This window comes from Agrobacterium larrymoorei (assembly GCF_037722385.1).
GTDB classification, from domain to species: domain Bacteria; phylum Pseudomonadota; class Alphaproteobacteria; order Rhizobiales; family Rhizobiaceae; genus Agrobacterium; species Agrobacterium larrymoorei_C.
Genome location: NZ_JBBKAQ010000017.1, coordinates 80,057 through 102,678, shown reverse-complemented (window position 1 = coordinate 102,678; position 22,622 = coordinate 80,057). Strand labels below are relative to the sequence as shown.

At 59.0% G+C, this 22,622-nt stretch carries 23 protein-coding genes; 9 read left to right on the top strand and 14 right to left on the bottom strand.

What is annotated here, in order from left to right:
• The first annotated feature begins 10 nt into the window (after window positions 1–10).
• Complete coding sequence (locus WKI41_RS16365; protein ID WP_340194544.1) at window positions 11–913, top strand: LysR family transcriptional regulator; 903 nt, start codon at window positions 11–13, stop codon at window positions 911–913.
• Here the strand turns inward: WKI41_RS16365 and WKI41_RS16360 are convergent, their stop codons facing one another.
• The 10 genes from WKI41_RS16360 to WKI41_RS16315 all read right to left on the bottom strand — a co-directional run bounded on the left by WKI41_RS16360 (window position 914) and on the right by WKI41_RS16315 (window position 12,843).
• Entirely contained in the window at window positions 914–1,675 is a 762-nt protein-coding gene (locus WKI41_RS16360; RefSeq protein ID WP_340194543.1) for a 5-oxoprolinase subunit PxpA, read from the bottom strand.
• Entirely contained in the window at window positions 1,672–2,106 is a 435-nt protein-coding gene (locus WKI41_RS16355) for a biotin/lipoyl-containing protein (RefSeq protein WP_144579141.1), read from the bottom strand. Before WKI41_RS16355 ends, WKI41_RS16360 begins: the two co-directional genes overlap by 4 nt.
• Entirely contained in the window at window positions 2,106–3,080 is a 975-nt protein-coding gene (locus WKI41_RS16350; RefSeq protein ID WP_340194542.1) for a 5-oxoprolinase/urea amidolyase family protein, read from the bottom strand. The genes WKI41_RS16355 and WKI41_RS16350 overlap by 1 nt, the downstream gene beginning before the upstream one ends.
• The gene (gene pxpB, locus WKI41_RS16345) at window positions 3,077–3,739 is read right to left on the bottom strand and encodes a 5-oxoprolinase subunit PxpB (RefSeq protein ID WP_144579143.1); all 663 of its coding nucleotides are present in this window, start codon (window positions 3,737–3,739) and stop codon (window positions 3,077–3,079) included. The genes WKI41_RS16350 and pxpB overlap by 4 nt, the downstream gene beginning before the upstream one ends.
• Complete coding sequence (gene accC, locus WKI41_RS16340; protein ID WP_340194541.1) at window positions 3,729–5,084, bottom strand: acetyl-CoA carboxylase biotin carboxylase subunit; 1,356 nt, start codon at window positions 5,082–5,084, stop codon at window positions 3,729–3,731. Before accC ends, pxpB begins: the two co-directional genes overlap by 11 nt.
• A 28-nt stretch (window positions 5,085–5,112) precedes the next feature.
• Window positions 5,113–5,556, bottom strand: coding sequence for an acetyl-CoA carboxylase biotin carboxyl carrier protein (locus WKI41_RS16335; RefSeq protein WP_340194540.1), 444 nt, complete (start codon window positions 5,554–5,556; stop codon window positions 5,113–5,115).
• A gap of 57 nt (window positions 5,557–5,613) precedes the next feature.
• Complete coding sequence (locus WKI41_RS16330) at window positions 5,614–6,987, bottom strand: MFS transporter (RefSeq protein ID WP_340194539.1); 1,374 nt, start codon at window positions 6,985–6,987, stop codon at window positions 5,614–5,616.
• Between the two features lie 396 nt (window positions 6,988–7,383).
• A complete protein-coding gene (locus WKI41_RS16325; protein ID WP_340194538.1) occupies window positions 7,384–10,638 on the bottom strand; it encodes an error-prone DNA polymerase in 3,255 nt (1,084 codons plus the stop codon).
• Entirely contained in the window at window positions 10,635–12,146 is a 1,512-nt protein-coding gene (locus tag WKI41_RS16320; protein WP_340194537.1) for a DNA polymerase Y family protein, read from the bottom strand. Before WKI41_RS16320 ends, WKI41_RS16325 begins: the two co-directional genes overlap by 4 nt.
• Window positions 12,067–12,843, bottom strand: a complete 777-nt coding sequence (locus WKI41_RS16315; RefSeq protein WP_340194536.1) for an ImuA family protein — start codon at window positions 12,841–12,843, stop codon at window positions 12,067–12,069. Before WKI41_RS16315 ends, WKI41_RS16320 begins: the two co-directional genes overlap by 80 nt.
• Before the next feature lie 280 nt (window positions 12,844–13,123).
• On the opposite strand from WKI41_RS16315, the gene ligD reads away from it, so the two are divergent.
• Both ligD and WKI41_RS16305 read left to right on the top strand, forming a co-directional pair.
• Window positions 13,124–14,176, top strand: coding sequence for a non-homologous end-joining DNA ligase (ligD, locus tag WKI41_RS16310; protein WP_340194535.1), 1,053 nt, complete (start codon window positions 13,124–13,126; stop codon window positions 14,174–14,176).
• A gap of 58 nt (window positions 14,177–14,234) precedes the next feature.
• Window positions 14,235–15,008: an SOS response-associated peptidase family protein gene (locus tag WKI41_RS16305; RefSeq protein ID WP_282455199.1), complete on the top strand. Its 774-nt coding sequence runs from the start codon at window positions 14,235–14,237 to the stop codon at window positions 15,006–15,008.
• 83 nt (window positions 15,009–15,091) lie between these two features.
• Here WKI41_RS16305 and ada read toward each other — a convergent pair whose 3' ends face one another.
• Together ada and WKI41_RS16295 are read right to left on the bottom strand one after the other, a co-directional pair.
• Window positions 15,092–16,114, bottom strand: coding sequence for a bifunctional DNA-binding transcriptional regulator/O6-methylguanine-DNA methyltransferase Ada (gene ada / locus WKI41_RS16300; RefSeq protein ID WP_340194534.1), 1,023 nt, complete (start codon window positions 16,112–16,114; stop codon window positions 15,092–15,094).
• Window positions 16,114–16,518 (bottom strand): YybH family protein, encoded by a 405-nt coding sequence (locus WKI41_RS16295; RefSeq protein WP_340194533.1) that lies wholly within the window; start codon window positions 16,516–16,518, stop codon window positions 16,114–16,116. Before WKI41_RS16295 ends, ada begins: the two co-directional genes overlap by 1 nt.
• A 175-nt stretch (window positions 16,519–16,693) precedes the next feature.
• Here WKI41_RS16295 and WKI41_RS16290 point away from each other — a divergent pair, with 175 nt between their 5' ends.
• The 4 genes from WKI41_RS16290 to WKI41_RS16275 all read left to right on the top strand — a co-directional run bounded on the left by WKI41_RS16290 (window position 16,694) and on the right by WKI41_RS16275 (window position 18,964).
• Window positions 16,694–17,206 (top strand): Rrf2 family transcriptional regulator, encoded by a 513-nt coding sequence (locus tag WKI41_RS16290; RefSeq protein ID WP_340194532.1) that lies wholly within the window; start codon window positions 16,694–16,696, stop codon window positions 17,204–17,206.
• An 11-nt stretch (window positions 17,207–17,217) separates the two neighbouring features.
• Window positions 17,218–17,970, top strand: coding sequence for an SDR family oxidoreductase (locus tag WKI41_RS16285; protein WP_340194531.1), 753 nt, complete (start codon window positions 17,218–17,220; stop codon window positions 17,968–17,970).
• Window positions 17,971–17,985: 15 nt separating this feature from the next.
• On the top strand, window positions 17,986–18,423 hold the full coding sequence (locus WKI41_RS16280; protein ID WP_022557093.1) for a cupin domain-containing protein: 438 nt from the start codon (window positions 17,986–17,988) through the stop codon (window positions 18,421–18,423).
• A 94-nt stretch (window positions 18,424–18,517) separates the two neighbouring features.
• Window positions 18,518–18,964: a carboxymuconolactone decarboxylase family protein gene (locus WKI41_RS16275; protein WP_022557092.1), complete on the top strand. Its 447-nt coding sequence runs from the start codon at window positions 18,518–18,520 to the stop codon at window positions 18,962–18,964.
• 64 nt (window positions 18,965–19,028) lie between these two features.
• On the opposite strand, the gene WKI41_RS16270 is transcribed toward WKI41_RS16275, so the two are convergent.
• The gene (locus WKI41_RS16270) at window positions 19,029–19,952 is read right to left on the bottom strand and encodes an SDR family NAD(P)-dependent oxidoreductase (protein WP_340194530.1); all 924 of its coding nucleotides are present in this window, start codon (window positions 19,950–19,952) and stop codon (window positions 19,029–19,031) included.
• Window positions 19,953–20,013: 61 nt separating this feature from the next.
• On the opposite strand from WKI41_RS16270, the gene WKI41_RS16265 reads away from it, so the two are divergent.
• Window positions 20,014–20,949, top strand: coding sequence for a LysR family transcriptional regulator (locus WKI41_RS16265; protein ID WP_340194529.1), 936 nt, complete (start codon window positions 20,014–20,016; stop codon window positions 20,947–20,949).
• A 210-nt stretch (window positions 20,950–21,159) separates the two neighbouring features.
• On the opposite strand, the gene WKI41_RS16260 is transcribed toward WKI41_RS16265, so the two are convergent.
• On the bottom strand, window positions 21,160–21,579 hold the full coding sequence (locus WKI41_RS16260) for a winged helix-turn-helix transcriptional regulator (protein ID WP_425341057.1): 420 nt from the start codon (window positions 21,577–21,579) through the stop codon (window positions 21,160–21,162).
• A gap of 14 nt (window positions 21,580–21,593) precedes the next feature.
• On the opposite strand from WKI41_RS16260, the gene WKI41_RS16255 reads away from it, so the two are divergent.
• Window positions 21,594–22,343 (top strand): glucose 1-dehydrogenase, encoded by a 750-nt coding sequence (locus WKI41_RS16255; RefSeq protein ID WP_340194528.1) that lies wholly within the window; start codon window positions 21,594–21,596, stop codon window positions 22,341–22,343.
• Window positions 22,344–22,622 lie beyond the last annotated feature (279 nt).

Below are 22,622 nucleotides of genomic sequence, written 5' to 3'. Positions count from 1 at the left end.
CGCAGGCCGCGTGATTACCTTCAAACAGCTTGAAGCAATTTATTGGATAGCGGATCTCGGGAGCTTCGCAGCAGCGGCCGCGAAGCTCAATACGACGCAATCCGCCGTCTCGAAAAGGGTTCAGGAACTCGAGCAACAGTTCAACGTCGAGATTTTCGACCGCACCAAACGTACCGCCAGATTGACGCAAAAGGGCGCGGAAGTACTCGATTACGCCAAGCGCCTCCTGGAAGAGCGCGATCAATTCGTCGAACGAGTTAGTTCCAGTCAGGTCCTCCTGAGGCGTTTCCGCATTGGCGTAACCGAGCTGACGGCAATGACATGGCTTCCCAGCCTTGTTGGTATGATCAAGATCAATTACCCGCGCGTCAGCATCGAGCCCGAAGTCGAGCTTAGTGCCACACTGTTCGATCGGTTGATGGACGACACGATCGATATGATTGTCATTCCCGACGTCTTCAACGATTCTCGCTGCGTCACCGTGCCTCTCAAGGCGGTCGAAAACGCATGGATGGCTGCTCCAAGCCTCTATAAAGGGGAAGAAGAGCTTTCCATGACTGAGCTGGTTAATTTTACCATGCTTGTCCAAGGCAGTAGATCAGGTACCGGACTTGTGTATGGCCGTTGGCTGTCGAGCCATGAGGTCGCGCCCTCGAAGACCATTCACTGTGAAAGTCTCGTGGCACAGATTGGCTTCACCGTGTCCGGTCTTGGGGTGAGTTACCTGCCGGTACCAGTCACGGCGAAGCTTGTCAAAGACGGCCGCTTGCGACGTCTGCCGATGAAGACCCGGCTGCCGCACGTGCGGTATGCCGTGCTATATCGAACAGACCGTAGCTCGGACTTCAAGAAATCAGTTGCCGGTTTTGCCGAGCAATGCTGCAATTTCGAAACGTTCTTTCTGCCAGCATAGTCAAAGCCGGGACAGGGAGACGATCTCGGCACCCGCTTCCAGAACGGCTGAACGTATGGTTTCGCCAAGCTGAACGGCGCCCGGCGTATCGCTGTGGACGAGGATTGACTGGACAGACATCGCGATCTCCTGACCATCCGCGGTCACCACCGTCCCATCCTGTAACAGGCGGATGATCCGCTCGCGGATCTTCACCGCGTCTTTTACGATCGAGCCCTGCTTCCCACGGGAGACCAGCAGGCCCCGTTCGTCGTAGGCCCGGTCGGCCAAGAACGAATTTACAACGTTCAATCCGTGGTTTCGGGCTGCCTTTTCCGCTTCCGTATTCGGCAAGGCCACGAAAATGAGGTCGCGATTGAAGGCCCGGACGGCTTTGAGCAAAGCATCGGCGACATCGGCATCTACGAAGGATAGATTGCCAAGCGCGCCGTGGAAGTTGGCGTGGGTCAGCCGATGCCCGGCGGCATCCGCGACGGCTGTCAACGCGCCGAGCTGATAGAGCGTCATCAATTCAAGCTCACGCGGCGAGAACGCCATATGTCGGCGGCCAAATCCCTGTCGATCAGGATAGCCGACGTGTGCGCCGACATCGACATTATTCTTTAGCGCCAACTGCACCGTGCGATCCATGACCACCGGATCGCCAGCGTGATAGCCACAAGCGACATTGACGGAGGACACCAGAGACAGAATGCTCTCGTCGTCGGCAGCGCTGTAGATGCCGAAACCTTCACCGAGGTCGGAATTGATATCGATCTTCATCGCACACTACCTTGTTGTGGAGTGATCTGAAAAACCACGTCGCCGTAACTGACCAGTGCCTTCTCGCGGTATCCGCAGCTTTTTAGAGTTCCGCGTTGTGGAGCGCGAATGGCCTTCATAACCGGTCCGAGCCGGACAAACCCAAGAATCTGCCCCTCATTCACCACCATTCCGTCGCTGATCAACAGGTTTTCCGGTTGATGAAACTCGCCGAAACTCGGCGCTCGGACTGCTTCCGGGCGAGGCTGTTCGGTTTGAGCCCCCTTTGTCGAAGCGCCTCGGAATTTGCGGCTGGCCGGCTTGAGCTTGAGCGATATCCTCGCCTCACCATCGCACCACTCCAGCTCGGAGACGCCATGTTCTGACGCATAGCGAGCAAGTGAGACAAGCTCGGCGTTATCAAGCAGTTTCAATTCCTTGCCGTTAGCCATTACAAAGCCCTCCTGCTCTCGCCGATTTGCGAAAACACCGCCGCCATGCACGCATTCTGGTCGCCAAGTTCCCTGATTGCCTCTTGGCGGGAGACCTCGACAAAGCGCAGCTTGCCGCCCAGCCTTGCCTGACCCAAGCGCCAGAGATCAGCCGCAATGACAACGCCGATCTTTGGGTATCCGCCGCAGGTATTGGCATCACTGAGCTGGATGACGGGTTGGCCCGACGGTGGCACCTGGATCGTACCAGGCATGATGCCGTGTGAGCGCAGTTCCAGCTTGGCTTTCAGGTCCAGGACCGGTCCAGCCAGACGATAACCGATACGGTTGCTATCCGGTTGGATGGTCCAGGCCTCGTCTCGAAACAAATCGAGCGCCGTGTCCTCGAAGGACGAGTATTCGGCCGCAGCGAGAAAGCGCACGGAAACTTCGTCAGGATAGCCGGCCTCGTAGAAGGATGAGAGCGCGCGCGGATCGAGACCGAAATCGGAAGCCATCGGCAAGGTAGCCGGCGTCGTGAGCGGTAGCCGGTCTCCAGCTTGAAGGGCACGTCCGCCAAGACCCCCGAAGCCCCCCTTCATGTCAGTGCTGCGGGAGCCGAGAACCGGCTCCACGGCAAGTCCGCCGGCGATCGCGAGATAGGTTCGCATGCCATGCCGTGGAGCGGTTGCCTTGAGGACCTGCCCCGCCTTGGCGTGAGCAGACCAGAAGGGTGGAATTTCGACAGTGTCCAGCTTTACGGCACAATCGGCGCCAGCCAAAGCGAAGACGGTATCCCGCTCGAAGCGGATTTCGAACGAGCCGATCGTGAATTCGATCACAGCCGCTCCGTCGTCATTGTCGACCAGCCGATTGGCGATGATAAGCGCTAGCGGATCCATGGCGCCACAAAAGCCGACGCCGATATCATAATAGCCATGGCGACCAAGATCCTGGACCGTCGCCAGCGGGCCGGGTGTGACGATCTCGATCATGGTTCCATACTCTCAATGCGAAAGCGAATGACGTCACCCGGTGCCAGCAGCGCAGGCGGTGCGGCCGCGGGATCGAAAAATCTCAGATCCGTCTTGCCGATGATGTGCCAGCCGGAAGGCGAGGTCTTGGAAATGACCCCTGCCTGCGCGCCACCGATCACGATGGACCCTGCTTCTACCCGCGTCCGCGGCACTTCGCGGCGCGGCACGGCAAGCGACGGATCGAGCCCTCCCAGATAGCCGAAACCGGGCTGACTGCCGAGGTTGAACACAATGTAGCGGCCTTCACTGTGTCGGCGGACATAATCCTCCGGGGAAAGTCCGGTTATCTTGGCGACATGGACAAGATCAATCCCATGTTGTCCGCCGTAACGCACCGGCACCTCGATCTCCTGACCGGCGACACTATGCTCATCAAGCCCGTTCCAGCAGGTCTCGATATCCTTTAACGCCTCAGCGCCACCGATAGCGGCTGCATCGATCATGACGAGCAGGTTGTTCATGCCGGGCACGACTTCCCGCACAAAGGCGCGGCCCTTCAGTTGCTCGGCAAGCGCCCAGAACCGTTCCTGCAGTTTGAGATCGATCGCTGCATGTCCAGTGTCGCAGAGAATGGCCTGCTCGCCCATCCAGCTCAGCTTGAGGGGCTCAATCGTCATGGTGGCGCGTCTCCAGCCAATGTTCGAGGTGATGGATACCGACATTGCCGGCGACGAAATCCGGGTTGGCCATGATATCACGATGCAGCGGGAGGTTGGACGTAATGCCGTCAAGAACGGCCTCCCCCAGTGCTGCCTTCATGCGCGCAATCGCCTCCTTACGACTTTCACCATAGGCAATGATCTTTCCGATCATGCTGTCGTAATGAGGTGGAACGACGTAACCGCTTTCCACATGGGTGTCCACACGGATGCCGGGACCGCCTGGCGCGTGCCAACGCTGGATACGGCCGGGACTGGGGCGGAAAGTGTAAGGATCTTCGGCATTGATCCTGCATTCGATCGCATGTCCCTGCCGAACGATGTCCTTTTGCTCGAAGCCGAGGCGCTCGCCGCCGGCGATACGAATTTGCCAGGCGACGATATCGATGCCCGTGACGGCTTCCGTTACCGGATGCTCGACCTGAACGCGAGTGTTCATCTCAATGAAGTAGAAAGCGCCGTTTTCGTAAAGAAACTCAAAGGTCCCTGCCCCGGAGTAACCGATGCTACGGCAGGCCGCTGCGCAGCGCTCGCCGACTTCGGCAATCAAATCGCGTGAAATGCCGGGAGCGGGAGCTTCTTCTACGACCTTCTGGTGACGGCGCTGCAATGAACAATCGCGCTCACCAAGCCAGACAGCATTGGCGTGATTATCCGCCAGTACCTGAATTTCCACGTGGCGCGGGGCTTGGAGAAATTTTTCCATGTAGACGGCGGGATTACCGAATGCGCGTCCCGCTTCTTCTCGTGTGGTGACAATGGCTTCAGCGAGCTCGTTGGCGGACCGGACGATCCTCATACCGCGTCCACCACCGCCGCCAGCTGCCTTGATTATGACCGGATAACCGATCTCATCTGCCATATAAGCACAACGGATCATATCATCCGGTAGTGCTTCGTCGCCGCCGGGGACGCAAGGAACGCCCGCGGCCTTCATCGTCTGCTTGGCCGCGATCTTATCACCCATGGTTTCGATCGACGCGGCCTTAGGGCCGATGAAAGCGAGACCAGCCCCCTCCACGGCTTTCGAAAAAGCCGCGCTCTCTGAAAGAAACCCGTACCCGGGATGGACAGCATCTGCGCGCATGAGTTCAGCGGCCTGTAGTATTTTCGCGATGTTGAGATAGCTATCCCTTGCTTGCGCCGGGCCGATGCAAAGGCTCGAACTTGCGCTCTGCACATAAGGCGCATCGCGATCTGCATCGGAAAAAATCTGGACGGACTCGATGCCCAGAACCCGGCACGCGCGTTGAATACGAACGGCGATCTCACCCCGGTTCGCGATAAGAACCCTCTTCAGCATTAGCCTTATTCCCTAGCCGGCAGAGCCGTCACGACCCGATTTCGAACGATGCGGCACCAGCTTCAACTGATACGCCGTCTTCCACAAGAACAGCAGTAACTACGCCATCTTCAGCCGCCTTCACGGGCGTCAACATCTTCATTGCCTCGATTAGCGCCAATGTCTGACCTTTAGTAACCTGATTACCTACTTCCACAAAAGGCGGTTCCCCGGGACTTGCGGAGCGATAGAATATGCCGGGCAACGGCGCTTCCACCAGATTACCTTTGCCGCGACCTAGGACGTTCGGGGCAGCAGTTTCTTCTTTTTGAGCGGCCGCGGTCGTGCAACTCGTGTCCGGCGCGTCTCCATTTGAATAGGAAGCCGATGCCTTCACAATTCTTAGGCGGACGCTTTCCTCGCTGTATTCCAATTCTGAAACGGAGGCTTCGTCCATCGCCTTTATTAGGCCTCTGATCTGCTCGACGTTCATTTCAACACCTGTCAAACAGGCGCCGTGCGTGTCACGGCGCCTTTATTTGAATCCCTTTTAGATGGCTTTCCGTGGGACAACAGGCTCCGCGGACGAACCATCCAGCGTATCAGCATCGATCTCCTCAAGGCTCTTGCGGTTGGTTTCCACGGCAAGCGTTGCGATCATCAAGGCCTGCACGACAAGAAGCGCTGCAACCGTGCCTACCACCGCCACGAGACCACCAGCCTGAACGAGATAGACCGACACAAACGGAATGCCGATCGAAGTTAGGCGGCCCGCTGTGACCGCCCAGCTCGTGAGACGCATGCGAACCTCTGTTGGAAACAGCTCGGGCAGATACCCGGCCTGAACGACAGAGACCAGAAAATAAACCAAACCGAACATCAGAAAACCAAGCGCGGTGGCGATTTCCTGCGATTGTACCAGGGCGAAGCAAGGACCGATGACGGCGCCAAGAAGCGAAGCTCCGATGATCGCAGGCTTCCGGCCAATACGGTCAGTCAAGAAATAGGCGGCAAGCGCACCTGCCGGGCCGCCAAAGGTCATCAGAACGGACTGACCGAGCGACTTGTTAATCGGAATGCCTTGTTGCGCGAGGAAGGTCGGCAGGAGGGCGATGAAGCCATAGATAGCTGCGCTTTGAACGATCTGAGTCACGGCGCCGATCGCAAGCGGCTTGTGGAAACGGGCAGCGAGAGGATTGTTTCTGCCCAGCGACGCAGATTGCTGAGAAGGAGCGATAGTAGCAAGTTCTCCGACATTTGTTTCGGATTCGATCTTGGTGACGATCGCATCGGCTTCAGCCTGTTTGCCGTTTCGCTCCAGCCAACGTGGAGACTCGGGAATATTCTTGCGGGCGATGAAGACGATGAGACCACCAATGCCGGCAATAATGAACATCGCACGCCAACCCAGCGATGGAATGACGATCCAGCTGGTCAATGTTGCAGCAAAGAGGCCGAATTGAGCAATGCAGGAGAGCAACGCCGCCCAGCGACCGCGATGGCTCGGCGGTACGAATTCGCTCAACAGTCCGTAACCGATTACAAGCTCCGCCCCTAAGCCGATACCGGTTACAAAGCGGGCAACGATAAGCCATTCCATCGTTGGCATAAACGCGCAGGCAATCGACGAAAGGCCAAAGACCAGAAGATTGAACTGGTAGGTAAACTTGCGACCGTAACGGTCGCCGAGGATACCGGCCATGATAGAACCCAATAGCATGCCAAATGCGGTCGCCGAAAGAAATGCGGCATTCTTATCGACCGTCGACCACCCATCCTGAACTAGGGCACCGAGTACGGAGTTCGCGAGATAGATATCGAAGGCATCGAAGAAGAGACCCGCCCCGACGAGCGTAAGAATTCTTTTATGGAAGGGCAGAATTGGTAGTCTATCCAGACGCTGTGAGACTGCGGCGGTTTGCATCGACTTGTTCCCCAGTTAATAATTGGGGAAAGAATGACAAAACCCAATCGCAAGAAAAAGCGATATTAACGCATCTCGATTTATCGCTTTTAGGAATACTCCTGCTCCCTTTCATCAATTCTCCGGTCTATTCTGTAAATCGATTGGAATCAGCGACAGACGTGATTCGGTGCGGCTTCCTCATTGAGATCGGCTCCGATCGTCAGCGCCGCGCATTATGGACAGTATCAGGGAAAGTTACCCTGACCGAGAAAGAGGATTAGTGTCTCCTGCGCGCCACTGCCGAAAGCGTGAACTTTTGAATCTGTCAGGCGGACTTGGTTTGATGAGTCCATCCTAGCGTTTTTGCTCTTGAGCCAATTCGAACGACAGACCGGTAGTTTTACCAAAGGCTGCTTAATGAAAATTCCGGCTCTTCACTTTCAGCGTATCGATATGAAGGTCCGGTGTGAACATGTCCCGCGGGACAACGGGCTTCGGCCTATCGCGTGAATCCGGCCCGCCGCCATGAGCAAATTCATCACCTCTCCCGGTCGGCAGCCTGAACTCCGTATCCCGATCGGCAAGGCCGACGAGGTCGCCTGAAAGATCGAAGAGTTGCTGGGCGACGAGATGGACGACCTCCCCTTCCCGCTGAATCCGTCCGTTGATCGCCATCATCGAGGATCCCAGCACGATGCGCCTGCGCTTCTCGAACAGGGTTGGCCAGACAACGATGTTGGCAGGCCCCGTCTCGTCCTCGATGGTGATGAACATCACACCCTTGGCCGATCCCGGCTTTTGCCGCACCAGGACAAGGCCCGCCGTATAAACCCACCGCCCATCCCGCGCGCTCATCGCCTCCGCACAGGAAATGATATTGCGGGTCGACAGGTCCTTGCGCAGGAAGGCAACGGGATGCTGACGCAGGGTTAGCCCGGTGTGACTATAGTCCTCAATGACGTTATGGCCGTCCGTCATTTGCCGAAGCGCCACCTCTGGCTCCTGCTGCTCGGCAATCGCCACCATCTCGCGCTCAGCCGCGGCGGCAAATAAGGGCAACGGCTCGTCGCGCAGCGCCTTGATGGCCCAAAGGGCATCCCGCCGTTCGAGCCTTAGCGCTGGCAGGAAAGCATCGGCCTCCGCCAGCTGGACAAGCGCCTCGGTCGGAACACTGGAGCGTCGCCACATGTCATCCACCGAGGCGAATTGGCTGTTCATGCGGACCGCCACGATCCGTGCGGCGTCTGCCACAGCCAATCCCCTCACCTGTCGAAAGCCGAGCCGCACAGCATGACGATCGCTGCTTCCGATCCTTTCCAGCGTACAGTCCCATCGCGAGCGGTTGACGCAGACCGGCCGCACCTCGACGCCATGCTTGATCGCATCGCCAGCGATCTGGGCAGGGGCGTAGAAGCCCATTGGCTGGCTGTTGAGAAGGGCTGCGCAAAAGACATCTGGATAATGGCACTTGATATAGTTCGAAGCATAGGCGATCAGCGCAAATGAGGCCGCGTGGCTTTCGGGGAAACCGTAGGAGCCAAAACCTTCCAGCTGGGAAAAGGTCTTTTCGGCAAACTCCGGGGAGTAGCCGTTCTTCACCATGCCGGAGACGAGCTTGTCCTTGAACCGGGAGACACCGCCGGTGAACTTGAAGGTCGCCATCGACTTGCGCAGCTGGTCGGCCTCCCCACCGGTAAAGCCGGCACAGACCATGGCCACCCGCATGGCACTTTCCTGAAACAGCGGAACACCCAGCGTCTTTCCGAGCACGGCCTCCAGCTCCGGTGTGGGATAGACGACGTCTTCTTTTCCTTCCCGTCGTCGAAGATAGGGATGCACCATGTCGCCCTGGATCGGACCGGGACGCACGATCGCTACCTGGACGACGAGATCATAGAAGGTGCGGGGTTTCAGGCGCGGCAGCATCGCCATCTGCGCCCGGCTTTCGATCTGGAAGGTACCGAGGGTGTCCGCCTTGCGGATCATCGCATAAGTGGCGGCGTCTTCCTGCTTTATTTTCGACAGATCGAGATCATCGCCCTTGTGCTCGCGGATGAGATCAAAGGCCTTTGCCATGCAGGTCAGCATGCCCAACGCCAAAACGTCGACCTTCATGAACTTCAAGGCTTCGACGTCGTCCTTATCCCATTCGATGATCTGCCGATCTTTCATCGTCGCCGGTTCGATCGGCACGAGATCGTCCAGCCGATCATGGGTAAGGACAAAGCCGCCGGGGTGCTGGCCGAGATGACGCGGTGCTCCCATTAGCTGCTGTGCCAATTTCAGGGTAAGCGCCAGACGGCGATCGTCCGGGTTGAGATTGAGTTCACGGATATTCTGATCCGGTACCTCCTCCGACCAGGACCACATGCCCGACGACAGCGCCTTGATGACATCCTCCGGCAGGCCGAGTGCCTTGCCGACGTCGCGGATCGCGCCTTTCGCCCGGTAACGCGTGACAGTCGCGCAGAGGGCTGCCTTGTCCTTGGTATAGGTCTTGTAAATCCATTGAATGACCTCCTCGCGCCGTTCATGTTCGAAGTCGACGTCGATGTCCGGTGGCTCGTCACGTTCCTGACTGACGAAACGCTCGAACAGGAGGTCATTGGTGGAGGGGTCGATCGAGGTGATGCCGAGGATGTAGCAGACGGCGCTGTTGGCGGCGGACCCCCTGCCCTGGCAAAGAATGCCCTGGCCTCTGGCAAAGCGCACGATCGAAAATACGGTCAGGAAGTACGGCGCGTATTTCATGGTGCGGATGAGATCGAGCTCGTGCCGCACGGTTTTGAGAACGTCCGGTGGCAGTCCCTCCGGATAGCGGTCGGTCACGCATTCCCAGACATAATGCTCAAGCGAGGCCTGCGCATCCTTGCCGGGCACGATGGCCTCTTCCGGGTACTGGTAGGTCAGCTCTTCAAGCGAGAATTTGCAGCGCCTGACGATTTCCATCGTCCTTTCCAATGCCGCCTGGTAGCGCGGAAACAGGCGCTCCATCTCATCCGGTGGCTTCAGATAGCGGTCCGCATGGCGCTCCCGCTCGAAACCGACATCGTCGATCGTGGTGTTGTGCCTGATGCAGGTGACAATGTCCTGCAATTGCCGCCGGCCCGGCTCATGAAACAGCACGTCATTGGTGACGACGGTTCTGACCTTGAACCGGGCCGCCATGTTGGAGATCTCATGAAGACGCATCTGGTCGTTGGGACGCCGGCGCAGGCAGAGTGAGACATAGGCGCGGTCGCCAAATAGCTCAGCCATCTTGCGTAGCTGGATCGCACAGAGATCATCCGGCAGATCCGGCACCAGAATGCCGATCATGCCTTCTGAGTAGGCGACGACATCATCCCAGTGCAGGATGCAGTTATTCTTGCCGCCACGCGACTTGCCGAGGGTAATTAGCCGCGTCAGGCGCGAGTAGGCGGTTCGGTCCATCGGATAGACGAGCACCGACATGCCATCCGCCAGATCGAGGCGACAGCCAACGACAAGCCGGACGCCTGTTGCACGGGATGCTTCGAGTGCGCGGACAATTCCGGCCAGCGAATTGCGATCGACGACTCCGAGTGCTTCGATCCCTAGGATCTTGGCGGTCTCGAACAGCTCCTGCGCTGAAGATGCGCCACGCAGAAAGGAGAAGTGCGTCGTGACCTGCAGCTCGGCATAGCTCATGCGAAGATCCCATGGCAGAACCAGCGATGGGATCCGGTCTCAGGATCAACACCGTCGCCAGAGCGAAACACCCACAGGCGTTCACCGGATTCGTCCTCAATAACAAAGTAATCGCGGACAGCTTCCATCTCCGCGTCGCGTTGCCACCACTCCCCAAAAATGCGTTCCGGGCCATCGGCACGCTTCACTTTGCGACGTTTGCCGCGCCAGACGATGGAGACCGGCGGCCGGTCCGGCATCAGCGCGATTGCCTCGATCAGCTCGGGTCGTGGCAAGAGCCGGACCGGCCGGCGCCAATGGCTGACCCAGGCAATGGCGATCGGTTCAGCGACGGGGCTGATCCGTTGGACGGAGCGTTCCGGCACATCTGAGGCGACCGGTGCGACGCGGTAGACCCGCTGGCCTCGGTTTCCATAGATGTCGATCAGCGGCGTCACGTCGGTGATATCATCCTCAATAAGGGCAGAGGCTTTCTGCGCCTCCTCCAATGCCTCGGCCAGAACCGCAACAAGGGTAAGCTTCTCGATCCCGAAACCTGGCTCGATCTTTTCGGTCCGGTCCCTAAACAGTTTCGTCAGCCAGGCGATATCGCGGGCAGGCTTGGCGGTGCCTGCGCGAATGGCCTGCCTGGTACCGTCGACCTTCTCGACGATCAGGTCGGCACGGCGCACCCCAAGGCCGCGCTTCTGTAGCTCATCGACCAGCTGGACGACGAGGCGGCCGACATATTTGTTGATCGTTTCGGCAGCGCCAATCGGTTCAGCGAAGGCTTTCGAGACTTCGATCAGCTCAGGCGTTCGAATCGGCTCGATAGGTTCGGCGATACGGCAGAGCATCTGGTCGAGACGGCGGCCGATCTCCGGACCAAAGCGCAAAGTCAGTGGTGCACGTGGCGTGTTGAGAAGCTCGCCAATGGTCTGGAAGCCGAGAATGCGAAGATCGCTTACGATCTTGGACGCAAGGCGCAGCAGAGAGATCGACAGTTTTTCCACCGCCCGGACTGTCTCGCCTGACGGAACGATGATCGTGTCGCGGTTGATGGCGCGAGCGCAGGCATGGGCTGCACCCCAGCTGTCGGCGACCGCTACACGGGCAGTCAGCTTCCTGCCCAGAAACTGGTTGGCGATCTTTGTCACCATTGGCAGCTCGCCGCCCTGCAGGTGGTCGGCGCCTTCGGTATCCATGACAATGCCATCGATCCCGTCAACGGCGACGATCGGCGAATAGATCGTCAGCGCCCAGAGCGTGATGCGTTCGAGAGCGACGCGATCGGCTGCGGGATCTGCGTCAACCATCATCAGGCCGCGAAACAGCGACTGCGCCTTCGCCGCCGCCATGCCGACATGCACGCCTGCCTTTCTCGCAGCCGGGTCGGCAGCCGAAACCCATCGCTTGGAACCGCTTTTGGCGATTACCGCGATTGGCTGTTCAGGCGGAATGGAGGGATCGGCTCGACGAATGCGATCCGTCGGCAGATCCGGAAGATAAATGGATACGACCCTTGTCATCACACGCTCTCACGAGAAACTCAGCACACTCACCCGCTTTCACGCGCATCAATTCCAAAAACCACTGAGGCCTGCCCACCCCCGGTACCGGCAGCTCCTCGGACGGCATCACACTCACCCGCCATCTGGTGGTTGACGCCGTCGGCTGGCCAAAATCATTTGCCTCCGTCTGCCGTCGCCATCGGCGGACACCAAGCGCCATCGTCCCGGTTCGCTCGGCAGCCAGCTGCAGGCGTCGGGAACTGACCATCGGCAGGCGGACAAGTTCGCCGACGACCGCCCCGAGACCGCCAAACGAGAGCCCCTCCTCCATATTGGCCAGAACGTCCTCTTCCCTGTCGGACTCCACGAAGATGACGCGGTCGGGATGAAGGCCAACCTGGGCAAGCGCCGGGAAAAACAGATCGGGCCGCGTCATACACCAGATGACGGGGCCTTTGGTTCTGGCGGCAATGCCGGCCACAAAAAGCGCGGCAGCCGCTCCGTCGACCGTACCGGATCCGCCGCCCGCAAACTCATGCAGGGCTCCGTAAGCAAGACCCCCGCCAGGCAAGGCCGCGTCGATTTCGGGAACGCCGAAGGCGAGTGTGCCAGCCCGTTTCGCGGCTGCGCCCTCCATCGAGGCAATGCGGTCGCGCAAGTCGCAGATCACATCCAAAACCCCTCCAGGAGCCCTGGGGGAACGGGCAGCAGTCATCGTTCACGGCTCCCTTCAAGGTCGTGTTCAAAAGATCGACATCATGTCGCACAGGCTATTTGTTCATTGTTTGTTCTGATGGCGGGAAAGAGTCAAGCACCACAAGGTTGAGGAATACTATCCTAGTATTAGCAAAACCGAAGATTCGAAAAGGATTCAAGGATGTAGGGATAACAAGAATTTTTACCGCACTCCCTCGTGTCGAGCTCCGGATCGTGGATAGCGGGGATAGATGAGCGGCGTCACACTATTCTTAAGGTTTTCGTGCTGAAGTCTCGCCATGACGAAGCCACCGAGATCAAAGCCGCTTCTTCGTGATATCGAAGCCCCGATCCGCTCAAAGCCGCGTCGGAAGCGTAACCCTGCACAGCCACAGCTTCTGTTCGATCCGATGCCCGACCGCGTCGAGCCGGCGCTTGCGCAATTGAAGGCCCATCCGCCACGAGGTGGCCAGTGGAGCTGGGAACTGAAGTGGGATGGCTATCGGCTGGCGGTCCACATCGAGCCGACAGGGGTGCGCATCCTGACGCGCAGCGGCCATGACTGGACGCACCGGTTTCCGGCGATCGAACAGGCAGCCCGGGCGCTAGGGCCGGCGACGATGATCATCGATGGCGAGGCGGTGGTGCTTGACGATGAAGGGCGGCCGGATTTCGGGCTGCTTCAGAAGTCGTTGGGGGCTTCGGGCAAGACGGCCGGTAACCGGGCATCTGATGCCGTCCTCTACGCTTTTGATCTTATGTATCTCGACGGCCACGATCTGCGGGAGATGGAATACCGATCACGCCGGCATCTTCTCGAGGATACGATAAAGGCGAATGACGGCGCCATCCGTCTGTCGGAAACACTCGACGCCGAACCAGACGTCCTGTTGGAGCATGTCCGCAGCCTTGGTCTGGAAGGCATCGTCGGCAAGCGTCTCGATCAGCCGTATCGCTCCGGCCGAACCGGCGACTGGGTAAAGGTCAAATGCGTTGAAAGCGAAGCCTTCATGGTCGTTGGTTACGAACCATCGTCGGTATCGTCTACCGGGTTCGCCTCGCTGGTATTGGCTGCCTATCGTGGCGACGAGCTCATTCATGTCGGAAACGTCGGCACGGGCTTCAAAGAAGCCGAGATGATCAGGCTGCGCAAGATACTCGACAAACTCCGCTGGAAACGAAAGCAGCCGCCCGTTCCCTATCCCGGAAAAACCGACATTGTCTGGGTCGAGCCGACGCTGATCGCTGAGATCGAGTTTCGGGCGTGGACCAGCGAGGATAAACTGCGGCATGCTTCCTACAAAGGACTGCGGGAACGGCAGGACAATGCCGACGTTTACAAGCTAGACTAGAGACGCAGGCGGACGTCACCGGACAACTGCATTCGGTCGCAACGGAGGAATTGCTGCCATGTGCAATCTTTATCGCATGGAAGACAAGGACTGGGTCTCGAAATGGGCCCAGGATGCCGAAAGCTTTATCAACCTGATGCCGGCGTATCAGATGAACCCTGACCAAATGGGGCCCATCGTCCGCAACACTGCGGATGGCAAGACGCAGCTTGTGCATGCGCGATGGGGCCTGCCCTCACCGATTTTCTTGCAAAAGAAGGCTGCGGAAGCAAGAGCGGATAAGCTTAAGGCCAAGGGCAAGGCCGTCGATATCAACGAACTCATTCGCATGGAGCCCGACCGTGGTGTGACCAATGTTCGCAAGCTCAACCTGCCTCACTGGACGAGATGGTTCGGCGTCGAGCACAGGTGTCTCGTGCCCGTCACCAGCTTTGCCGAACCAGATCCGGCGAGCCAACAGGACGGTGGCAATGTGCCCAATGCATGGTTTGCGCGCGACGAGGCAAAATCGCTGATGTTCTTCGCCGGTATCCACGTGCCGCAATGGAAAAGCGTCCGCAAGGTGAAGGATGGAATGACCACGGACGATCTCTATGGCTTCCTGACCACGGATCCGAACGATCTTGTGAAGCCAATCCACGAAAAGGCCATGCCTGTTCTGCTGCTGACGAAAGAGGAAACCGACGTCTGGATGCGAGCACCTTGGGAGGAAGCAAAGCAACTCGCCCGCCCACTACCAAACGATGCGCTCATCATCCTGTCACGTGAGCCCTACGGATCTTCAATCGTATCGAAATCTGGCGAGCCGGTGGAGCAAGACGGTCTGGTGTAACCCATTAGCCGTTTCGCTCGGCAGGAGCACTCCACAATCGGGTCAACCACCGCGGCGCAGTTGTGCGAGAACATGATTTCAATTTAATGTCGTCCCTCTCTTCGCAGCAGCTCAGCCTTCCGCTCGATTCCCCAGGTATAGCGGAATGACGCTCCATCTTTTCTCACAACACGGTGGCAGGGAATAGCGATGGCGAGTGGATTGCTCGCGCAGGCGCTAGCCACAGCCTTACCGGCCTTCGGATATCCAACCCTAGCTGCGAGATCTTCATAGCTGATGATCTCGCCCGGAGAAATATCTCGCAACGCCAGCCAGACGCGACGCTGGAAGGTAGTCCCACGCAGGTCGAGCGGTACGTCGAGGCCGACCTCCGGGCGCTCGACCATTCCAACAACCTTGGCGACGGTATCCTCGTATCGCTCGTCCCCTCCGACAAAGTTCGCGTTCGGAAATCGATCCTGAAGATCAGTCAGGAGGGCAGCAGGATCATCTCCAAGGAGAATTGCCGCAACGCCCTTGGCGCTCGATGCAACCAGGATCGCACCAAGCGATGTCTGGCCGACTGCAAAGTGCAGCGTTTCCCTGCGCCCGCCCGCCCTGTAGTCTGCCGGAGCCATTCCGAGCGCGCGGCTGCATACCGCGTAGAACCTTCCGCTGGAACCATATCCTGCGTCATAGAACGTCGATGTAATTGTCCTGCCCGGTTTTAGTCCTTCCCGGACGAGTTGAGCCCTCCTCTCGATCATGTATGCTCGCGGGGTCATTCCCGTGTGTGCACGGAACGTTCGGTGGAAGTGCCCTTCACTGATCCCCAGGGCGTGCGCGAGCGCCGCGACGGTCGGCGAGCTGTCTCCGGCATCAATCAGCTTGCACGCCTCGGCGACCAGATCGGCATTCCTCCTTGCGAATTCCTCATCATTGGGACGGCATCGCAGGCACGGGCGAAAGCCTGCTCTTTGTGCGTCGGAGACGCACCCGAACCAGCGCATGTTCTCTGGCCGGGGAGGACGGGAGATGCAGGTCGCCCTGCAGTAGACGCCGGTTGTGAGGACGCCGCGGAATGCGAGCGCTGTCGCTTCGGTCAGAACTTCCGCGGCATCCGTCATCAGGCAGCGCCCCTCTGCATCGAGCCGAAAGGGTTGTCGATCAGATAGCGCCAGAGCCCATCCGGGCCACGGCGGGCGATGTCGGTTGCGGTCGCCACCATGTTGATCTTCGTGCCGTCCCGCGCCGTGCCGATATAGGACCAGTCGAGGATGAGGGACGCGACGTCGCCGGCGACGAATAGGTGACGCTGCGTGATCGACATCTGAAGGCCGAGACTGAAGTACTTGGAGAGCTCCCTGCCGATTGCGTTCCTGCCGACGTGAGCGACCCCTGCGGCGTCCACAATCAAGCCTTCCGGGTCGTAGAAGCCGAGCATGGTCTCGACATCGAGTGAGTTTAGGTGTGCGAGAAGCGTCGGGACGATGCCTTCCGGCGTCGAGGAGAGTTCGAGCTTGGTTGTCATTCGATGTCCTTCTTTGTTGTTCCGCTCCTGCAAGCATCCTGACCATGGCGGATCGTCCGACCGCCGAAACTCCGCTTTCTGATTTCAAATTCGGAATTTTGAGCGGTCGATGTGATCATAGGTTGACTCCGATCACAATCATAGACATTTTATATCCACGATTAGGAGATGCAAGATGAAACTGAGCGAAGGCGTTGAGCAGGCCATACACTGCACGGCATTCCTGGCGGGACTGTCGGAAGACGGCGTGCTATCGGCGGCAGCACTGGCCGAACTCCACGGCGTGTCGACGAGCTATCTGCTGAAGCACCTGCAGGCGCTGTCTGGCGCGGGCATCGTCGCGACGACACCAGGGCCGAAAGGCGGCTACAGGCTGGCCAAGGCCCCAAGCGAAATCAGCCTCCTTGATATCGTCCTCGCGGTCGAGGGACCGGCGCCCGCCTTCCGGTGCGCCGAAATCCGCCAGCGAGGGCCGAACCCTCTTCCGCAGCGCTATTTCACAAAACCCTGCCAGATCAACGCCGCGATGCTGAAAGCCGAGAAAGCCTACCGCGCAGAACTCGCCAAGGTGTCCGTTGCGCACCTTCTGGCGGACCTTGGTGCAGCCGACGACGGTGGTATCGCCGCCCGAGGATGCGCCTACCTTGAACTCCACGAACGCAAGACGGGCAATCGCGCCTCGTCATAGGAGAAATCACCATGACCAAGATGAAGAAGGTCGTCGTCATCGGCGGCACGGGCCTGATCGGCTCGAAGGCAGTGAAGTTGCTACAGGACGCCGGCCACGAAGCCGTCGTCGCAAGCTCCCGCAACGGGATCAATGCCTACACAGGCGAAGGACTGGCCGATGCGCTAGCAGGCGCCGACGCCGTCATCGACGTTTCCAACACGATGTCGTTCGACAAGACTGTGATAACCGACTTCTTTGGAACGTCGAGCAGCAACCTGACGATCGCAGAAAAGGCCGCGGGCGTACGCCACCACGTCGTCCTTTCCATTGTCAACGCCGATCAGCTCGCGGCCAATCCCTACATGGCCGGCAAGCTGGCGCAGGAGGAGACTGTCGCGGCGTCGGGCCAAGGGTACACCATCGTCCGCGCGACGCAGTTCCATGAGTTCATCGAGACCCTGGCCGGCGCTTACGCGGCGGACGGCGCGGTGAAAGTGCCGGATACCAACTTCCAGCCGATCGCGGCCGACGACGTCGCCGCTGCTCTGGTGGAGGCCGCGCTCGGCGAGCCGAAGAACGGAACCGTCGACCTTGCCGGACCTGAACGGGGACCGTTCGAATCTTTCATCCGGACTTATCTTGATGCCAGGGGCGACGCTCGTCCGGTCAAAGCCGACGAGGCCGTCGACTACTTCGGCGCTCCCGTTGTCGCAGGCTCACTGGTTCCCGGCGGAGACTACATCAAGGGCCGGATCACTCTCACAGAATGGCTCAAGGCATAGGCAGAGAGGCACATCATGAAGACCATCTTCTATGCCGCTACGGCACTTGCGGTCGCTCTGGCCACAGCTTCCGCTCATGACGTCGTCAAGCCTGGACTTGTGTACGACACGAAGGACGCAAAGGTGACGCTGGTTTACGAGCATCCCCTCCCGGACGTTCCAGGCAAGAGCGTCAAGGGCGTGCTCGTCGAGTACGGCCCCGGCGGCTACAGCTCCGCCCATACGCACGCAAAATCCGCCTTGATCTATGCGACGGTTCTCGAAGGCGCGATCCTGAGCGCCGTGAACGGTGGCGAGACGAAGACCTTCATCGCCGGTCAGAACTTTACCGAGCTGCCGGGCGACCATCACGACGTCAGCGCCAACGCCAGCAAGACCGAGCCGGCGAAGCTCCTCGCCGTCTTCGTCGTCGACACCGATGACGACGCCCTGACGACGCCGCGCAAGCCGTAGCGCTAGCTACCAGACCTACCTCCTCAACTACTGCACAAGCAACGACGGTTTACCCGGCGAACGGAGAACCGTGTCCACGAGAAAGGAAAACGATATGACCCGCATGAACTGGTCCGAAGTCGCCCCCGACGGCGCAAAGGCACTCTTCGGCGTCCATCACTACGTCACCAAGAAGACGAACCTGCCTGAAGAGCTGATTCATCTCGTCTTCCTGCGCGTGTCGCAGATCAACGGCTGCGCCCATTGCATCGACATGCATAGTCGCGATCTGCGCAAGACGATGTCCGTCGATAAGATCACGCTTGTTCCGGTCTGGGACGAAGTGCCCCAGCTGTTCAACGATCAGGAACGGGCCGCTCTCGCCTGGGCCGAGGAGGTGACCAACGTCAGCCAGACCCACGCCTCGGACGAGGCTTATGCCGCGGCCGCGTCAGCCTTCGAACCGAAGGATCTCGTCGATCTGACGATCACGATCGCCGCGATGAACGCCTTCAACCGCTTGGGCGCGCCATTCCGGCTTCCGGTGGCGACCAAGGCCTGATCAGCGTCCGGTCATCGCTCGACGAGCACCCTGCCGGTCCGGACAGGTCGACAGGGTGTTCCGCTCACAGAGGCAATCCCAGCAACCGCGTCGCGATCTCCCAGAGGCGGACCGCGTTGTCCTCATCAACGGCGTATCTCGCTACGCCTTTGAAGGGCCCAGGTCCTCGCTCGTCAACGACCGAGGCCTCCTGGCAATCGTCGAAATATCTACCGGAAATGCCTTCGACGAGCGGCGAACCCGCCAGCAGCACTGACGTGGCTGCCCCCTGCTCTATTGTCTTGCGCAAATGCTCGGGGGTTCGCAGGCCTCCCGTGTGCTTCTGAAGCCCCGTGGCAATCGCTCCGGGATTGAGCGCGTTGGACGCTATCCCGTCGCTGGCCCAGTTCTTGGTGATCCCAACGGACAGCAGGACGCAGGCTGTCTTCGATTGCCCATAAGCAAGCAGCGGATCGTATGGAATGAAGCGGAAGTCCGGATCGTCCCAGAACACGGGCGCGAACAGGTTGCCAGTCGAGGCGACGGAAACGACACGGGCACCATTTGCCTTGGCTAGATGCCGTCGCAGCGCTAGCGTGAGTGCGAAATGCCCCAGATAGTTCGTCGCGAACTGCATCTCCCGTCCTTCCGCAGTCCGCTGGATTTCCGGAATGGCCATGAGGCCCGCATTGTTGACGAGAAAGTGCAAAGGCTCGTTCCAGTTCTCCGAGAATTCCTGCACGGAAGACAGATCAGCGAGGTCGAGGCGCCGAACGCGCAGTTGAGCCTCGGGCATACTCTTTTTCAGCTCAGCGACTGCCTTCTCCGCCTCATCCGGGCGGCGGGCTGCAATCGTCACAGCAGCTCCCGCGGCCGCGAGAGCGCGGCTCGTCTCCAGCCCGATGCCAGCGGCGCCACCGGTTACGATGACGTTCCGGCCGGCGAGGTCGACGCCTTCCAGAACGTCGGCGGCCGTAGATGAAAAGCCGAACGGTATCGGTAAAGTCATGGTTGTACTCCTTCAGTAATCGACTTGTCCCAAAGATAAGCGCATGGCATTCATGAACTAGATGACCACCGTTACACACAATGATGAGATAATTCGAACAGTGGGCTTGCTCCCTCCTGGCGAGCTATCGGCCTTCCTTGCCGTCGCCGAGCACGGAGGTTTTCGCGCTGCGTCCCGAGTTCTGGGCCAGACGGCGTCGGCGTTGAGCCACGCAGTCGCCGGACTGGAGAGACGTCTCAAAGTGAAGCTCTTCCACCGTTCGACGAGGAACGTCTCGCTGACGGAGCCCGGGCGGAGACTTGCGGAGCGGCTCATGCCGGCGCTCAGCGAAATCGGAATGGCGGTCGAGGAGCTTCACGACCAAGCCGCCTCGCCGTCCGGGCTTGTACGGATCAACTGCGACGCCAACGCCGCCGAGCAGGTGCTAATGCCGCTGTTGACGCGCTTCGTGAAGCTGCAGCCGGCAATGCGCTTCGAAATCCGGTCCGAAGGGCGACTGGTCGATATCGCCGAAGGAGGTTTCGACTGCGGCATCCGCGCGGCGGAACTCGTCCCCGGCGAGATGGTCGCAATCCCGATCGGTCCAGACCAGCAGCACATCGTGGTGGCATCGCCCGCCTATCTCGACAATGCGCCGCTTCTCGAAAGTCCGTCGGATCTCTCGCGTCACCAGTGCATCCAGCTCCGCATGGCGGGCGGGTCGATTTATCGCTGGGAGTTTCAGCGCCGGGGCGAGGATGTCGTCGTGGCGACGACCGGCAACCTCGTGGTCGACCAGTCCCGACTTCTTCTGGCCGCGGCTCTGGACGACTGCGGCCTCGCCTACGTCACTCGATGGATGGCCGAGGAAGCACTTGCGGACGGGAGACTCCGGCAGGCGTTAGCCGAGTGGACGCCGCCCTATCCTGGCCTCCGCCTTTACTATCCCAGGCACCGCCATATCGGAGCGGGGATGCGGGCTTTTCTGGACTTTTTGAGGGCCAATCGATCGATCTAAGCTCTTGAATGGAATCGAACTGGCGACACCGTCATTACCAATTTTCTCAATTCAAGGTTCGTCTGCCAACCAGGAGCTTGGTTTCACCGCACGACTGATTGGGGATGGGACCGAAAAACCGTATCCATAATCATAACTATAGTTAGTGGTCATTAATGCAACTGCTCCGCATTGGTCGCTTGGCTATGGCATGAGACCGTTTTCAACACCTCAGGCTCGCTGCGACATCAGCTTCGCAACCTCGGTCATATGCTGCGTTCCCCAAGCACAAAGTGGCCTCAGCGCCTCGGCGAGCGTCTCGCCGAACGGCGTAAGTGAGTATTCCACTTTCGGGGGGATTTCCTTGAAGTCGTGCCGATCGACAATTCCGTCGGCTTCTAGTTCTTTAAGCTGCTGGATGAGCATCTTGTCGCTGACGTTACCGACAGCGCGCCTGAGGTCGCCGTAACGTCGAGCTTCGTGAGCGAGGTGAAACAAGATCAACGGCTTCCATTTCCCGCCAATGACAGCGAGTGATGCGTCGAGCCCGCAGACGAAATTAGACGCAGCCACTATTAGCTCCCCGTACTTACCAAAAGGTGCATACTGGCGATAATGAAAGCCGGTGTCTATCTTGTTTTCATATGACATTCTGAAAGGTAACTTTGATGGGCAGACTTCAAGGCAATATTGCCGTCATCACAGGCGGAAACAGTGGGATCGGTCTGGCGACGGCGAAACGGTTCGTTGCGGAGGGCGCCGAGGTATTCATCACCGGCCGCCGTCAAGAGGAACTCGACAGGGCGGTAGAGGCTATTGGCGCTGGAGTGACGGCGGTACAGGGCGATGTGTCGCGGCTGGACGATCTCGATCGGTTGTTCGAAACGGTGCGGGAGAAGAGCGGGCGAATTGACATCCTCTTCGCGAATGCAGGTTTAGGCACATTCGCCCCGCTCGGTGCGATTGACGCGGCGTCTTTCGATCAGACATTCAACGTCAACGTCAAAGGTACGTTGTTCACCGTGCAGAAAGCACTTCCGCTTATGCAGAGGGGCGGATCGATCATCTTAACCGGATCGACAACCGGCTCCAGGGGAACTGCAGCGTTCAGCGTCTATAGCGCCACAAAGGCAGCAATCCGCAATTTCGCCCGCAGCTGGGCCTTAGACCTTAAGGGGTCGGGTATTCGGGTTAATGTGCTATCGCCCGGCGCCACGGAGACGCCTGGTCTGAAGGGTCTCGTAACACCTGCAGAGGAGTCTGCGCTGCTTCAGGGTCTAGCGGCACAGATTCCGCTCGGCCGGGTCGCAAATCCCGAAGAGATTGCGGCTGTCGCCCTCTTTCTGGCTTCAGAAGATAGTAGCTTTATGACAGGCGGCGAAGTCTTTGCTGACGGTGGCGCAGCGCAGGTTTAGGATCTGGAAGCCCCCAAGCGTGATTGCCTGGGGGCCCTTCGGGGCAAGAATCTGATAGCTAAAATCCCGTCGTTTGAAATTGCATGTCCGCAAGCGGCGGAAGTAGTTGAGGGGACGTAGACTTCGCACTTTTGATTGCTAGCCGTATTGGACCCTCAGCGGACATTTGTCAGCCGCCGTGTTCCTGAAGCAGGTGTCGAGTGACCGCAGATCTCTCATCTGCTTGCACACGATGCAGGAAGGAACACCCACCTCGTGCTGCCGTGCTTGAGCTGACTG

What these genes read in the sequence shown, in the direction of transcription:
- ada (WP_340194534.1), bottom strand. Translation starts at nt 16,114, where the DNA reads ATGACGGATGCCGCGGAAGTTCTGACCGAAGCGACAGCGCTCGCATTC.
- WKI41_RS16290 (WP_340194532.1), top strand. Translation starts at nt 16,694, where the DNA reads ATGAAACTGAGCGAAGGCGTTGAGCAGGCCATACACTGCACGGCATTC.
- WKI41_RS16260 (WP_425341057.1), bottom strand. Translation starts at nt 21,579, where the DNA reads ATGTCATATGAAAACAAGATAGACACCGGCTTTCATTATCGCCAGTAT.
- WKI41_RS16285 (WP_340194531.1), top strand. Translation starts at nt 17,218, where the DNA reads ATGACCAAGATGAAGAAGGTCGTCGTCATCGGCGGCACGGGCCTGATC.
- WKI41_RS16335 (WP_340194540.1), bottom strand. Translation starts at nt 5,556, where the DNA reads ATGAACGTCGAGCAGATCAGAGGCCTAATAAAGGCGATGGACGAAGCC.
- WKI41_RS16355 (WP_144579141.1), bottom strand. Translation starts at nt 2,106, where the DNA reads ATGGCTAACGGCAAGGAATTGAAACTGCTTGATAACGCCGAGCTTGTC.
- WKI41_RS16275 (WP_022557092.1), top strand. Translation starts at nt 18,518, where the DNA reads ATGACCCGCATGAACTGGTCCGAAGTCGCCCCCGACGGCGCAAAGGCA.
- WKI41_RS16350 (WP_340194542.1), bottom strand. Translation starts at nt 3,080, where the DNA reads ATGATCGAGATCGTCACACCCGGCCCGCTGGCGACGGTCCAGGATCTT.
- WKI41_RS16270 (WP_340194530.1), bottom strand. Translation starts at nt 19,952, where the DNA reads ATGACTTTACCGATACCGTTCGGCTTTTCATCTACGGCCGCCGACGTT.
- accC (WP_340194541.1), bottom strand. Translation starts at nt 5,084, where the DNA reads ATGCTGAAGAGGGTTCTTATCGCGAACCGGGGTGAGATCGCCGTTCGT.
- WKI41_RS16320 (WP_340194537.1), bottom strand. Translation starts at nt 12,146, where the DNA reads ATGACAAGGGTCGTATCCATTTATCTTCCGGATCTGCCGACGGATCGC.
- WKI41_RS16325 (WP_340194538.1), bottom strand. Translation starts at nt 10,638, where the DNA reads ATGAGCTATGCCGAGCTGCAGGTCACGACGCACTTCTCCTTTCTGCGT.
- WKI41_RS16330 (WP_340194539.1), bottom strand. Translation starts at nt 6,987, where the DNA reads ATGCAAACCGCCGCAGTCTCACAGCGTCTGGATAGACTACCAATTCTG.
- WKI41_RS16360 (WP_340194543.1), bottom strand. Translation starts at nt 1,675, where the DNA reads ATGAAGATCGATATCAATTCCGACCTCGGTGAAGGTTTCGGCATCTAC.
- WKI41_RS16315 (WP_340194536.1), bottom strand. Translation starts at nt 12,843, where the DNA reads ATGACTGCTGCCCGTTCCCCCAGGGCTCCTGGAGGGGTTTTGGATGTG.
- ligD (WP_340194535.1), top strand. Translation starts at nt 13,124, where the DNA reads ATGACGAAGCCACCGAGATCAAAGCCGCTTCTTCGTGATATCGAAGCC.
- pxpB (WP_144579143.1), bottom strand. Translation starts at nt 3,739, where the DNA reads ATGACGATTGAGCCCCTCAAGCTGAGCTGGATGGGCGAGCAGGCCATT.
- WKI41_RS16295 (WP_340194533.1), bottom strand. Translation starts at nt 16,518, where the DNA reads ATGACAACCAAGCTCGAACTCTCCTCGACGCCGGAAGGCATCGTCCCG.
- WKI41_RS16265 (WP_340194529.1), top strand. Translation starts at nt 20,014, where the DNA reads ATGACCACCGTTACACACAATGATGAGATAATTCGAACAGTGGGCTTG.
- WKI41_RS16305 (WP_282455199.1), top strand. Translation starts at nt 14,235, where the DNA reads ATGTGCAATCTTTATCGCATGGAAGACAAGGACTGGGTCTCGAAATGG.
- WKI41_RS16280 (WP_022557093.1), top strand. Translation starts at nt 17,986, where the DNA reads ATGAAGACCATCTTCTATGCCGCTACGGCACTTGCGGTCGCTCTGGCC.